The organism is Micromonospora sp. NPDC051227, from assembly GCF_044455385.1.
Lineage (GTDB): Bacteria > Actinomycetota > Actinomycetes > Mycobacteriales > Micromonosporaceae > Micromonospora.
Genome location: NZ_JBITET010000019.1, coordinates 62,186 through 74,971 on the forward strand (window position 1 = coordinate 62,186; position 12,786 = coordinate 74,971).

The following is a 12,786-nucleotide window of genomic DNA, read 5'->3' on the forward strand; positions in this document are numbered from 1 at the left end:
GGACGCCATCCGATCACCGACCGCACTGAGCCGGAACGGCCCCGAGTCGTAGTCACTGGTGCGGTTGAACGAGTCACCGTCGGACAGCCACCGGTACATCCGCATCGTGCCGTCACCCTGGTCGTACGCGACGGTCGGGGCGGCGCGACCTGCCGGCTTCGGCGGGGACGGCGGCGTGGAGGATTTCACGATCTTCGTGTACCGCCGCGCCACGTAACTGGTGGCCCGGTGGCTGTCGATGGTCCCGGTGTCGATCGCCGCCGTCCGGATCTTCACCGGCGTCGACCCGAAGGTGTAGTAGGTGAAGTGCCGGCGGTCGGTCTTCCAGCTCTTGAAGAGGACGACGTGCTTCGCGGCGAGGTTGAGGATGTCGCCGGGCTGGAGTTCCGACTTGCTGATCTGGGTGGAGAACTGGTGCAACGTGTGCGTGCTGGGATCGGCATTCAGGTGCCAGGCCATGCCCACGTAGCCGGAGCAGTCACGCCGGTACTTGCGGGTGTGCGTGGGGTCCCAGGAGAACGCCCGCTGGCTGTACGGACCGGGCTGATGGTCCACCCAACCCTGGGCACGCTGCATGACCTCGGCTCGCGTGATCGACCCACCGATCGAGGAGGCCAACGCGGACATCTGACCACCGTCGGAACCCTGCGAGGGATCCTCGGTCTCGTCGACCGGATCGTCGTCGGGCAGGTCGTCGCCGGGGTCGTTCAGTTGGCACCCGTCGAGCTGGGCCGCGATCTCAGTCGGCACCGACTCGTCGCAGACCCCGCCCGAGCCGACGTTGAGCGGCTTCCACTGCTGCGCCACATCCTCGTAGCGGAACAGCACGAACGACGCGTCGTACTCGCCCTCCGCCGGAACGACAGCGGTGGCCCAGGGCAGGACGCAGCTCACGCTCTCCAGCACGGCCGGGCTCCCGGCCGCCTCGTCGGTGAGTGGGTCGGCCCGCAGACCGGCCAGCAGGGTGGCCGGCGTCGGGCACACCGGAGCCTCCGCCGCGGCGGCCTGGGCCGGGATCCCACCCGGAACGGCGAGAACGCCCGTCATCAGCAGTACTGTCGCGAGCTTTCGCCCGCCGGATTCACGCACAGCCTTCCTCCCCGTTGGTCATGGATGAACGTCGGCACGTCGGATGGTCGAGGGCGAACTGCCCGCACCACGGCAGACGTCAGTGGCTGAACGCACGTGTCACCCCGGATGCATCCGGAGCGCAACTCCCGACGGTGGCCACATGTCGGGGACCGCGTCCGAAAAGGAGGCTACGACACACGTCGATGTCCGTCTGTCCCCGATCTGACGGTCGGACCACCTGCTGTTACTCGGCGGTTACGTCGCAGCGAAGCTCCCGTGCCGGGGCAGGACGACGGTGGCGACAGAGGGCCACCGGCAGCGCCGCCGCGACGTGACCCCGGTACCGAACGGAGAAACCACAATGAGGATCAGGAGCGCACTGACCGCGATGGCGGTCGTCCTCGCCGGGCTGGTCGCCAGCGCCGGCAGCAGCACCGCCGCGGGCACCACGACCGGAGCGGCGTACTGCGGGATCACCTGGGGCAGCGCGGAGAAGGCGGCCGGCGCGCTGAGCGGCGCCCCGCTGGTCGACGTACGGACCGGCCGGCACGACTGCTACGACCGGGTGGTGTTCGAGTTCAACGGCCCGGTCGACGGTTACGCGATCGGCTACGGCGAGACGTGGACCGAGGGCGAAGGGCTGGCGTTGTCGCCGTACACCGCCGGCGGGGCGCTGTTGCGGGTCTCGCTGCGGGCCCCGGCGTACGACGACGACCACCTGGGCACCGTGCCCTACGCGGTCGGCGAACACGTGGGGAACCTGCTGCGCTACCCGACGCTGCGCGACGTGGTGTTCGCCGGAAGCTTCGAGGGTTACAGCACCTTCGCCGTCGGCGTACGGGCGCGGTTGCCGTTCCGGGTGCTCGTGCTCGCCGGTCCCGGCACCCACAGCCGGGTGGTGCTCGACGTCGCCCACCAGTGGTGATCGGAACTGGCCGATCCGCTTGGCCGTCCGCGAGGTGAGGCGGACGGCCAGGCGAGGCACTAGCCCGGCTGGGCGCGGCGCGCCGTGGCGAACCGGTGCGCTTCGAGATCGACGGCGCCGACCACGCGCGCGCGTTCCTTCTGGGCCGGGGTTTCTCGACCACCGCCGCCGAGATCGTGTGGACGGCTATTGCGCTGCACACCTCGCCGGGCATTCCCGACCGGATGGGTCCGGAGATCGCCACCATGTACCTCGGCGTCCTGACCGACGTGCTCGGCCTCGGTCTGGACGGGCTGGAACACGATCAACTGGGCGACATCCTCGCCGCCCACCCACGAGGGGACTTCAAGAACGAGTTCCTGCGCGCCCACGTCGACGGGCTGAAGAACCGCCCGGAGACCACGAACGGCACCGTGAACTCCGACATCCTCGAACACTTCATTCCCGGCTTCCAGCGCGTGACGACGGTCGAACGCATCGGCGGCGTCCGGCCGCTGCACGAAACGGCCTCGGCGTTCGCCCGTCACCAGCGAGCACCGGGCAAGACGATCATCCAGGTAGCGGACGAACGATGAGAAGTGGTCGTGTTCTTCGGCTTCCGGCGGTATGACTCAGACGTGCAGGGAGGGCCGATAGACGAGCTCCTGGGTGCGACCGTCGAGGGTCCGGCTCTCGATCAACTCCAGGTCGAAGTCGGCCGCTCCCTGGAAGATCGGCTCGGTGCCGGTCTGTCCGGTGATCACCGGGAAGAGCGTCACCTGGACGAGGTCGACCACGCCGGCGGCCATCAGCGCCCGGTTCAACGACAGACTGCCGTGCGATCGCAGGGGCACGGCGGACTCCTCCTTGAGCCGGGCGACGACGTCGACCGCGTCACCACGCACGACGGTCGCGTCCGGCCAGTCGAGGGGGCCTTCCAGCGTGTTCGACACCACGGTCGCCGGGAGGTTCCTCATCTGGGTCACCCAGGCGTCGCGGACCTCGGAGTCCTCGGTGCTCGCGGCCAGCATCTGCGCGAACACCCGGTACGTGTTGGCCCCGAAGACCATGCGCTGCTCCGCGCTGTACACGGACAGCCGGTGTGCAAGCAGTTCGGGGCCCTGCTTACCCCAGTAGCCGCCCCAGTTGCCGCTGGTGGTTCCGAAGCCGTCGAGGCTGGAAAAGACGTCGACGGTGTAGGTAGCGGTCATGATGTTCTCCGTTCACGGGTGAGTTCGGTACGACGGGTCTGCAGGTAGGCCCGCTCGGTCTCGTTGGTGGCCAGTGCCGCGGCCTGGTCGTAGGCGGCTCGGGCCTCGTCGTTTCGTCCGAGCCGGGCGAGCAGGTCGGCCCGGGTGGCGGGCAGCCGGTGATAGCCCGAGAGGTCGATGCCCTCCAACACGGCGAGGGCCACCGCCGGTCCGTGCACCTCGGCGACGGCGACCGCACGGTTGAGCGCCACGACCGGGGTTGGCGCGAGCGCGAGGAGCTGGTCGTACAGTGCCAGAACCTGCGGCCAGTCGGTGGCGGCGCCGTCGGTGTGCACAGCGCCGATAGCGGCCTGGATCTGGTACGGGCCGGGCCGGTTACGGCGCAGGCATCGGCGGACCAGGTCATGGCCCTCGGCGATGAGCGACCGGTTCCACAGTGACCGGTCCTGGTCGGCCAGCAACACCAGGTCACCGGTCGGGCCGAGCCGGGCCGGGCGGCGCGCCTCGGTCAGCAGCAGCAGGGCGAGCAGGCCCAGGACCTCGGGCTCGTCGGGTATCAACGCGGCGAGTTCGCGGGCCAGCCGGATCGCCTCGGCGCACAGGTCCGCTCTGATCAACGGGCCGGCGGTGGACGCGTAGCCCTCGTTGAACATCAAATAGAGCACCGCGAGGACGGGCGGCAGCCGGTCCGGCAGCTCATGTTCGGCCGGCACCCGGTACGGGATGGCGGCGTCGCGGATCTTCTTCTTGGCGCGCACGATCCGCTGGGCGACGGTCGCCTCCTGGACCAGGTAGGCACGGGCGATCTCCGGTACTTCGAGGCCGCCCAGCAGGCGCAGAGTGAGAGCCGTCCGCGCCTCCGGAGCCAGCGCCGGATGACAGCAGGTGAAGATGAGTCGCAGTTGGTCGTCCCGCACCGGTCCCACCTCCGAGGGCTCATCCTGGTGATACAGCAGCAGGGCCTGGGCGTGCCGGGCCTCGCGGGTCGACTCCCGGCGAAGACGGTCGACGGCACGGTTGCGCGCCGTGGTCACGATCCAGGCCCCCGGGTTCGGCGGCAGGGTCTGCCACTTCTGCAGCGCCGTGGTGAAGGCGTCCTGGACGGCCTCCTCGGCGAGGTTGATGTCACCGAGGAGGCGGGCCAGGGTGGCGACGCAGCGGCCGTACTCCGCGCGGTAGATGCTCGCCAGGTCCATGTCGGGAGACCGGCTGCTGGTCAGGCCTGGGACAGGTCGTCGAAGGGGCGCACCTCTACCGGGCCGCAGGCCGCCGCGCACCTCTCGGCCCAGGCCAGCGCCGCATCCAGGTCCGCGCACTTGATGACCCAGAACCCGGCGATGTGCTCCTTCGTCTCGGCGAACGGCCCGTCGCTCATGGCGGTGGTGCCGTTCTCGACCCGGACGACGGTGGCGCTGTCCGGCGAGGTGAGCCCCCCGCCGAAGACCCAGGCGCCCGCGGCCTGCATGTCGTCGTTGATCCGGCCGGTCTCCCTGAACATGGTCTGCGTCTCCTCGTCGGACGGCGTCGGTGCGCCCTCGACGAAGTGCACGGACAGCAGGTACTGCTTCATGATGATCCTCCGGTAGCTCGGTGGGACGGGAACAGGTCAGGCGGCCAGGCGGCGCGCGACGGCGGGGATCACGATCGCGGCCGCGACGAGGTGGGTGAGCATCAGCAGCGCCTTGGTGGCCGCCCCGGCGTCGGCGATCACGTCCGGCACCAGGGACAGGGCCGTCAGCACCACTGTCGTGCGGACGAACGTGAGCCGGGGGCGCCGGGCGAAACGCGCCAGCAACGCGGCGATGATCACGCCGAGCAGCGAGAAGACGGCGGTCAACACGCCGAACCCCGTCACGGGGATCGGGGCGCCGCCCAGCTCGAGGCTGATCCCGGCCAGGTGTCCGACGGCGGCGACGGTCATGGTGGCGATGCTCGCCGCGACCGTGGCGGCGACACCGGTCCGGATCAGCGCACCGACGTTCGACGTGGTGGCGCGGGTCGTGTTCGCAGTGGCGGTCATCGTGCCCTCCAGTGGGTGTGCGGCCCGTTGTGATGCCGGGCTCTCACCAGGGCTACGAACTGAACCGATCCCAATCGACAGCACGCCCAGAATTTTTGTCGACGAGTTTTGACTTCGGAGTCTCGGGACATAGCGGACGAGCCCGACCACCGATTCTCGCAGCTGGACCGGCCGCGGCACCGCACGCCGCTCGGCGTGCGGTGCCGCTGGGTGGGTCGTCAGTAGGTCACGTAGGCGGTCACCGCGGTACCCGTCGGCCTTGCCGTCGTTCCACCAGCCCGCGTCCTCGGGCTCGGCGTTGGCATCGCCAGCCTCAGAGCGTTCGCTGGTATTCCTCCCAGGTCCGCTTCGGGCTGACGCCCGGTCCATCATCGACGCCCCGGTTGGCCAGGCCGTTACGACCGAGGTAGTAGTCGCCGGCCTGGTTCTGCGCACCGGTCGACTGGTCGGTGTCGGAGAGCGCGATGGCGTGGATGTGGTAGCCCCAGTCACCCTGGGCCGGGGTCCGCAGCCACGCGGCAAAGCCCACCGTGCGCAGTCGACGCAACACGTCCGTCCGGACCGCCGAGGAGAGACCGCTGACCGAGAGGTCGAGCGCGCCGCCGCCGTCGTGCGTGCCGGCGGAGGCGCCCACACCGCTGCTGTACGAGCCCTGCGTGATGCCGAGCTGGCGGCCGAGCAGGCGCTCGGCCTCGAACAGCATCGACCTGGTGCGGGTGTTGACCTGCACACCGCGCACTGTCACCACGCTGCCGGGCGAGATGGCCCTGACCACCGTGTAACGGCCCTCGCCGAGCGACCGCAACGACGACGGGCCGGGCAGACCTGTCGCGTCGAGACCGGTGTAGCCCAGCGACCGCTGGTACGCGGCGTACGCGGCGATCGTGCTGGTGCCGAAATGCCCGTCGACGTACGCCGACGAGAGCAGCCCTCTCGCCTGGAGTGCGCGCTCCACCAGCAGGACGCTGTCCTTGGCCCCCTCGGTCAGCGCGGTGTCCGGCCGACGCGGGTCGATCTGCGCCGCCTTGATCAGCGCCTCCATGTCCAACTGCGGCAACGCGGCCGTGGCCGGGCCAGCCAGCGGTACGGCGCCGACCACCGCCGCACCGGCGGCGACGAGCAGGTTCCTTCTCGTGAGCACGCTTCCTCCGAAACATATTGACGAATTCACATGACGGAATGAAGCTAGTCTTCAATGCGGGAGCTGAGTTGTCACCCCCGCTGGGCGTACGAACATCCTCGGGATCACCTCCCGCCGGCCGACATGGATGGTCGGGACCGGGCGGACCCAACCATCCGGTCAGCTAGCTTCCAGAGCCCTGCTGGGTCCGGTCAGGTGCCTGCCCGACCGCCTCGTCGGCCAGGTGCCAGACCTCCCGCATCGGGGCCCACCAGTCCCCCGATCCGGGCTCGGCGATCGACTCCTGACACGGGTCGGTCAGCTTCCACCACTCCTGCGTCTGCGGGTCCGCCGCGATGAGCCGCAGGTCGGCCTCGTAGTCGTCGCCCACGTACTCGTAGTAGCCGAAGAGCAGATCGTCGTGGAGGAAGATGGTGTAGTTGCGGAAGTTCGCCTCGCGCAGCGTCTTCTCCACGCTCGGCCAGACGGCGGCGTGCAACCGCAGGTAGGTCTCCCGCTGCTCGGGGCGGAGTCGGATCACGCAGCCATGACGTTTCACGTCGTGCCCTTTCGTGTGAGCTGGTTCAGGGGTGCCGAAGGCATCTGACCGTAGCGGTCGGGCAGTGCCGGAAGGGGGCCAGCCGGCCGCCGATGTCGACCGTTCTGCCAGGACTACGCACTGTGGCGCCGGGTCTACCCTCGGATGATGGAGGGCCGCGTGTTGGTGGTCGAGGACGACTTCTCGATCCGGGAGGTCACCGCCCTCGGTCTGCGCCGCGCCGGTTTCCGGGTCGACACCGCGGTCGACGGGCGGCAGGCCCTGGCCGCGTTCCGCGCCCACCCGGTCGACCTCATCGTGCTCGACATCATGCTGCCGGGTCTGGACGGTCTGGAGGTCTGCCGGGAGATCCGGCGGACCAGCCAGGTGCCGATCCTGATGCTGACCGCGCGCACCGACACCATCGACGTGGTGGTCGGGCTGGAGTGCGGCGCGGACGACTATCTGCGCAAGCCCTTCGACCTGCCCGAGCTGGTGGCCCGGGTTCGCTCGGTGCTGCGCCGGGTGAGTGTGCCAGCCCTCTCGACCGTCATCGAGGTCGGCGGCCTGGAGATCGACCCGGGCGGCTTCGTGGTCCGCCGGCACGGCCAGGAGGTGGCGCTCACCGCCACCGAGTTCCGCCTGTTACTGGAGCTGGCCCGCCGGCCCGGTCAGGTCTTCACCCGGGAGTTGCTGCTGGACCTGGTCTGGAACCACGACTTCCTCGGCGACTCCCGACTGGTCGACGTGGCGGTGCAGCGGTTACGCGCGAAGGCCGAGGACGACCCGGCGCAGCCACGGCTGATCCGGACCGTACGCGGCGCCGGCTACAAACTGTCGACGGGTTGACGGGGGGCGGCGATGGCCGGACGCGCGGTGTTTCCCGGCCGCCTGCGGCGCCGGCTGACGATCGCGTTCGTCCTGGTCGCCGGCGTCTCGGCCGGGCTGCTCGCCGGCGGGACCGGGCTGCTGCTGCGGCAGTCCTGGTTGGACGCGTCCCTGCACGAGGCCGCCGCCGACGCCCGCTACCAACTCGTTCTCGCTGGGCAGTTCCTGCCGCTGACCGAGCAGCGCAGCACCGAACTGCTCACCAGCTTCGAGGCCAGCGGTCGGCACGTGCTGCTCGTCGACGGCCCGACCCGCGCCTCGCACCCCGCGTACGCCCCGGTGCTGGGCACCCGGCTGCGGGCCGTCGTCGCGGACGGGCGGCTCGGCTATCAGCGCTCCGCACCGAAGGAGCGTCCTCGGCTGCTGGTGATCGGTGGGCGCATTCCCGGCTCGACCGCCGAGCTGTACGTCCTCACCGTGGAGGACGACGTCGCCACCGACCTGGGTCAGCTACGCACCGCGCTGGTGGCCGGCTGGGTGCTCGTGGTGTTGCTCGCCGCCGCGGTGGGTCACGCGTTGGCCCGCCGCACGTTGGAGCCGGTGGGCCGGGCCAGCCGGGCCGCCCGAGCACTCACCGAGGGTCTGCTCGCCACCCGCCTTCCGGTACGCGGGCGCGACGAGTTCAGCGTCTGGGCGGCGACGTTCAACGAGATGGCCGAGGCACTGGAGTCGAAGATCGCGGCGCTGTCGGCCGCGCAGGCCCGCGAGCGGAGGTTCACCGCCGACGTCGCGCACGAGCTGCGTACCCCGGTGACCGCGTTGGTGGCCGCGGCGTCGCTGCTGCGCGAGCACCTCGACCAGCTGCCCGACGATGCCCGGCCGGCGGCCCGGCTGCTGGTCGGCGACGTGGTCCGGCTGCGCCGGTTGATCGAGGATCTGATGGAGATCTCCCGGCTGGACGCCGGGCGGGAGCAGCTGACCGTCGGGCCGGTCGACGCGTTGGCGCTGCTGCACGGCATCGTCGCGGCGCGCGGCTGGTCGCCGCGGGTGCGGGTCACCGGTGATCCGGTCGCGGCGCGCACCGACCCGCGGCGGCTGGAGCGCGTGCTGGCCAACCTGGTCGCCAACGCGGTCGAGCACGGCGGTGGCGAGATCACGGCCAGCGTGGCGGGCACCGGCCCCCTGGTCGTCTTCGAGGTCACCGACGAGGGGCCGGGCATCCCGGCCGAGCATCTGCCCCGCGTGTTCGACCGGTTCCACCAGGTCGATCCGTCCCGCTCTACGCCGGGCAGTGGGCTCGGGCTGGCCATCGCGCGGGAGCACGCCGAGCTGCTCGGCGGCGCGCTGAGCGTGCGCAGCGAACGGGGCGAGGGCACCCGGTTCCGGCTGGAGTTGCCCGCTGACGGCCCCGCCGGCCCGCACGGCGACGTGCCGCACCCGGACGACGGCGCCCAACCGGGTCCGGTTGGGCGTACCGCCGGCACGCCGGGCGGTGTGGGATGACCGGCCGCGGCGCGGTCGGGCTGGGCGCATCGGCGCTGGTCGCGGCGCTCCTGCTCGGCGGCTGCGGCACTCCCCGCTCCGGTGACCTCGGCCCGGCGCCCACCGCGCCGCCGTCGAGCGTCGCACCCACCGACCGCCCGGAACCCGCCCCGACCCGGGCCGCGGCACCGACGCTGCCATCCACGAACCGGCCGCCGGGTCCGTCGACGGCGGCGTCCACCGGCACGCGCCGGCCGGACCCGGTAACCATCGAGCTGTGGTACGTCCGCGCCGGGCTGCTCGTGCCGACCCGGCGCACCCGGCCGGCCACGGTCGCGACGTCCCGGCTGGCGCTGACCGAACTGGCCGCCGGGCCGAGCCCGGCCGAGGCCGCCACCGGGATGATCACCCTGCTTCCGGCCGGCGTCGAGGTCACCCGTATCGCCGACGGCGTGGCCACGCTGCGGCTGCCGTCCGCCGGCGACCCGGCCGCCCGGCGGCTGCGCGCGGCGCAGGTGGTGTGGACGCTCACCCAGTTCCCCAGCGTGCGTCAGGTCCGCCTCGACGGTGCGGCCCCGGTCGACCGGGCGGACTACGCGGACCTGCTGCCACCGATCGTGGTCACCGGCCCGATCCCCGGCGAGCGCGTCTCCGCCCCGCTCGTCGTCACCGGCACCGCCACCGTGTTCGAGGCCACGGTAAGCGTCCGGGTGCTGGACGCCGCCGGCCGGGAGGTCGCCACCGGTTTCGGCACCGCCGGTTGCGGCAGCGGCTGCCGGGGTGGCTACCGCGTCGTGATCGGCTGGCGCACGGTCCCCGAACAGAAGGGCACCGTCGAGGTGTACGAGGTGTCCGCCGAGAACGGCGCGCGGATCAACACGATGGCCGTGCCGGTGGTCCTCGCACCCCGCGACTGACCGCCTCGCCCAAGAGGGTGTTAACCGGATGCGTCATCCATTTGTCGACAGCGACGCGCGGCCCTGACGTCTACCCGACAGCGCAGATCCTCGTCGGCCTTCCCCGGGCTGGCACGGCCACGCGGTGAAAGCGCAGGCCACACACGGTGGAGCCGGTGAGGACGTCTCCGACACGCCAGCAGCGGGAGGGCTCGTCGGGCTTGGCCGGACGACGTTCACGTGACCTTCGAGATTGACCTAGGCAGACATGTTTGCCAACGTGAGCGCGTCATTGCGCACAGTCATATTCACTGTTCAGTCCTGCGGCGGGCGGGCCACACTGGAGTCGTACGGGTCGCCGCGACAGCATCACCATCCCTCACAGAACGGAGATACCTCATGTCCGGTGGCAGCCTTCCCCGTACCGGTATGGGCGTTGTCACGATCGGCGGCGCGGCCGGTATCGGCAGCTACGCCCTCCCCCTGCCGCTCACCATCGCCCTCACCGGAGCGACCGCCGTCCTCGTCGGCTTCATCATGATCCGGATGACGTTCCGTCGTAAGCAGTCGGTCGGCCAGTGACCGCGAGGGTCACGAAGGGTCGTGTCCTGTTCGCCGCGGCGGTCGTCCTGGCCGCCGCGGCGGCGTGGACCGCCCATCACGTCCTCGCCGTGATCGGCGCCATCGACGGAGGCGGTCACCGCTTCACCTTCGCGTACGCCGCCATGTTCCTGCTGCTGATCTGGCAGCTCGGCACCTCCTATCTGGAGAAGCCCGCAGTGGTCACCGACCGGATGCAGGGGCACCTCGACGCTCTGCACGTGGTGGGTATCGTGCCGGCGTACAACGAGGATCCGGGAGCGCTGCGGGCCTGCCTCGAATCCATGATCTTCCAAACACGCACACCAAACACCATCTACGTGGTGGACGACGGGTCGAAGCTGACCGAGGGCTACCAGCCGATCAAGCGGTGGTTTCTCGACGTCGCCCCCGTACACGGGATCATCGCGGCCTGGCACATCCAACCCAATGCCGGTAAACGGCACGCCCAGGCCGCCGCGGTGCGGTCGACACCGGCAGCCGACGTCTACTGGACGGTGGACTCGGACACCATCTCCGACCCGAACGCCCTCAGCGAGTTGTTGAAGCCCTTCGCCGATCCGGCAGTGCAGTCCGTCGCGGGGGTGGTGATGGCCGCGAATGTGCGCAGCAGCTTCCTCACCCGGTTCACCGACCTGTGGCTGGTGACCGGGCAGCTCACCGACCGATCGTCGCTGTCGGTGTTCGGGTGTGTGTGGGTGAACTCGGGCCCGATCGCCGCCTACCGGGCGGAGGTGGTGCGCGACAACCTCGGCGCGTATCTGACGGAGACGTTCTTCGGTCAGCGGGTGCCCTTCTCCGACGACTCCCTCCTCACCCTCTTCGCGATGGTCCGGGGACGTACCGTGCAGCAGCCGTCGGCGTTCGCGTTCTCCCTCATGCCGGAGAACGCCGGGCACTTCTGCCGGATGTTCCTGCGCTGGATGCGCGGCAGCTTCATCAGGACCTGGTGGCGGGTCCGGTACCTGTCGTTGCGGTCGATCGCGTGGTGGCTGCATCTGCTGCGCTGGGCGGCCACGGTGGTCGCGACGGTGCTGTTCGTGGCGGTGGCCATCCTGTCGCCGATCATCGACCCCGATCCGCGGGCGATTCCGTGGCTGGTGGCTGTGCCGTTGATCGTCGGGTACGGGCAGGCGCTCCGCTACATGACGGTGCGACGATCGGACCAGTCGACGGCCTACCAGTGGGGCACCTGGCTCCTCACGCCCGTCGCTGTGGTGTTCGCCCTGGTCGTGCTGCGGGCGATCCGCTGGTACGGCATCGCCACCTGCTGGCGCACCGGCTGGGGCACCCGCAAGAAGGTGGAAGTGGCGCTGGGTTCCTGACCACGCGCCCCCGTGCCGATCCTGACACCTGGGCTGACGCCGCGTGAAACGTGACCGTTTCGTCGACTGGGTGCGAGGCAACTCACGAAAACCTGCACGATCAGCCAACCGCGAACTATGGTCAGTACGACATCGTTTCGCGGGGGGTCGGGATGCTGGGTGGTCAGCAGGTGGGCGCGGGTGCCGGGGTTCCGGCAGCCCGGGGTCCGCGCTGCACCGACAGCGACCTGTTCACCGTCGTCATCGACACCCTGCGCGAGGTCGGCTTCGACCGGATGACGATCGACGCCGTCGCTGCCCGCGCCCACGTCAGCAAGGCCACCATCTACCGACGCTGGGACGGCAAGGCCGAGCTGGTCGTCGCCGCCCTGCGCGACCGGCAGGTGGGTGTCCACAACCCGCCGGACACCGGCTCCCTCCGCGGCGACCTGATCGAGTTGCTGCGGGCCACGGCCGCCATCTGCGCGGCCGACTGCGACCTGATGCAGGCGTTGACCTTCGCCATGCGGACCAATTCCGAGCTGGAACGGCTGGTGCGTCACCAGGTCCTGCCGGCCGGGCGGGTGGCCAGCACCGCCATCCTGGTTCGGGCCGCCTCCCGCGGGGAGATCCCGCCGGAGGCCGGCGAGCGGGAGTTGTTCCACGATCTGGCCCCCGCGCTCACCATGTCCCGCATCGTCGCGCACGGCCTACCCGCCGACGACGCGTTCCTCACCCAGGTCGTCGACCAGGTGCTGATCCCGGTTCTCCGCTATCAGCACGACCGTCCGTCTCCGGCCTGATTCACCGAT

The 12,786-nt window shown here is 70.5% G+C and carries 14 protein-coding genes and 1 pseudogene; 8 read left to right on the forward strand and 7 right to left on the reverse strand.

The features are described from left to right. Positions 1 to 1,047: pseudogene (locus ACIA47_RS30420) on the reverse strand (hypothetical protein); the annotation flags it as partial. Positions 1,048 to 1,432: 385 nt separating this feature from the next. On the opposite strand from ACIA47_RS30420, the gene ACIA47_RS30425 reads away from it, so the two are divergent. Together ACIA47_RS30425 and ACIA47_RS30430 are read left to right on the forward strand one after the other, a co-directional pair. Further along, the gene (locus tag ACIA47_RS30425; RefSeq protein ID WP_396711702.1) at positions 1,433 to 1,996 is read left to right on the forward strand and encodes a hypothetical protein; all 564 of its coding nucleotides are present in this window, start codon (positions 1,433 to 1,435) and stop codon (positions 1,994 to 1,996) included. Between the two features lie 95 nt (positions 1,997 to 2,091). Continuing rightward, a complete protein-coding gene (locus tag ACIA47_RS30430) occupies positions 2,092 to 2,571 on the forward strand; it encodes a hypothetical protein (RefSeq protein ID WP_396711704.1) in 480 nt (159 codons plus the stop codon). Between the two features lie 36 nt (positions 2,572 to 2,607). Here the strand turns inward: ACIA47_RS30430 and ACIA47_RS30435 are convergent, their stop codons facing one another. From ACIA47_RS30435 to ACIA47_RS30460, 6 genes are all read right to left on the reverse strand, one after another. Next, on the reverse strand, positions 2,608 to 3,186 hold the full coding sequence (locus ACIA47_RS30435) for a dihydrofolate reductase family protein (protein WP_396711706.1): 579 nt from the start codon (positions 3,184 to 3,186) through the stop codon (positions 2,608 to 2,610). Beyond that, positions 3,183 to 4,382 (reverse strand): RNA polymerase sigma factor, encoded by a 1,200-nt coding sequence (locus tag ACIA47_RS30440; protein WP_396711708.1) that lies wholly within the window; start codon positions 4,380 to 4,382, stop codon positions 3,183 to 3,185. The genes ACIA47_RS30435 and ACIA47_RS30440 overlap by 4 nt, the downstream gene beginning before the upstream one ends. A 20-nt stretch (positions 4,383 to 4,402) precedes the next feature. Then, positions 4,403 to 4,756: a YciI family protein gene (locus tag ACIA47_RS30445; protein WP_145790599.1), complete on the reverse strand. Its 354-nt coding sequence runs from the start codon at positions 4,754 to 4,756 to the stop codon at positions 4,403 to 4,405. 36 nt (positions 4,757 to 4,792) lie between these two features. Next, entirely contained in the window at positions 4,793 to 5,206 is a 414-nt protein-coding gene (locus ACIA47_RS30450) for a DUF6069 family protein (protein WP_203117630.1), read from the reverse strand. A 313-nt stretch (positions 5,207 to 5,519) separates the two neighbouring features. Continuing rightward, complete coding sequence (locus ACIA47_RS30455) at positions 5,520 to 6,347, reverse strand: peptidoglycan-binding protein (RefSeq protein WP_396711711.1); 828 nt, start codon at positions 6,345 to 6,347, stop codon at positions 5,520 to 5,522. A gap of 163 nt (positions 6,348 to 6,510) precedes the next feature. Then, positions 6,511 to 6,867 (reverse strand): L-rhamnose mutarotase, encoded by a 357-nt coding sequence (locus ACIA47_RS30460; RefSeq protein WP_396711713.1) that lies wholly within the window; start codon positions 6,865 to 6,867, stop codon positions 6,511 to 6,513. A 165-nt stretch (positions 6,868 to 7,032) separates the two neighbouring features. On the opposite strand from ACIA47_RS30460, the gene ACIA47_RS30465 reads away from it, so the two are divergent. The 6 genes from ACIA47_RS30465 (at position 7,033) to ACIA47_RS30490 (ending at position 12,777) form a co-directional block, all read left to right on the forward strand. After that, entirely contained in the window at positions 7,033 to 7,713 is a 681-nt protein-coding gene (locus ACIA47_RS30465; RefSeq protein WP_396711715.1) for a response regulator, read from the forward strand. Between the two features lie 12 nt (positions 7,714 to 7,725). After that, positions 7,726 to 9,195, forward strand: a complete 1,470-nt coding sequence (locus ACIA47_RS30470) for a sensor histidine kinase (RefSeq protein WP_396711717.1) — start codon at positions 7,726 to 7,728, stop codon at positions 9,193 to 9,195. After that, positions 9,192 to 10,091, forward strand: a complete 900-nt coding sequence (locus tag ACIA47_RS30475; protein ID WP_396711719.1) for a Gmad2 immunoglobulin-like domain-containing protein — start codon at positions 9,192 to 9,194, stop codon at positions 10,089 to 10,091. Before ACIA47_RS30470 ends, ACIA47_RS30475 begins: the two co-directional genes overlap by 4 nt. Before the next feature lie 378 nt (positions 10,092 to 10,469). Further along, positions 10,470 to 10,652 (forward strand): hypothetical protein, encoded by a 183-nt coding sequence (locus tag ACIA47_RS30480; protein WP_203117656.1) that lies wholly within the window; start codon positions 10,470 to 10,472, stop codon positions 10,650 to 10,652. After that, positions 10,649 to 11,995, forward strand: a complete 1,347-nt coding sequence (locus ACIA47_RS30485; protein ID WP_203117659.1) for a glycosyltransferase — start codon at positions 10,649 to 10,651, stop codon at positions 11,993 to 11,995. Before ACIA47_RS30480 ends, ACIA47_RS30485 begins: the two co-directional genes overlap by 4 nt. A gap of 152 nt (positions 11,996 to 12,147) precedes the next feature. After that, the gene (locus tag ACIA47_RS30490; RefSeq protein ID WP_396711721.1) at positions 12,148 to 12,777 is read left to right on the forward strand and encodes a TetR/AcrR family transcriptional regulator; all 630 of its coding nucleotides are present in this window, start codon (positions 12,148 to 12,150) and stop codon (positions 12,775 to 12,777) included. Positions 12,778 to 12,786 lie beyond the last annotated feature (9 nt).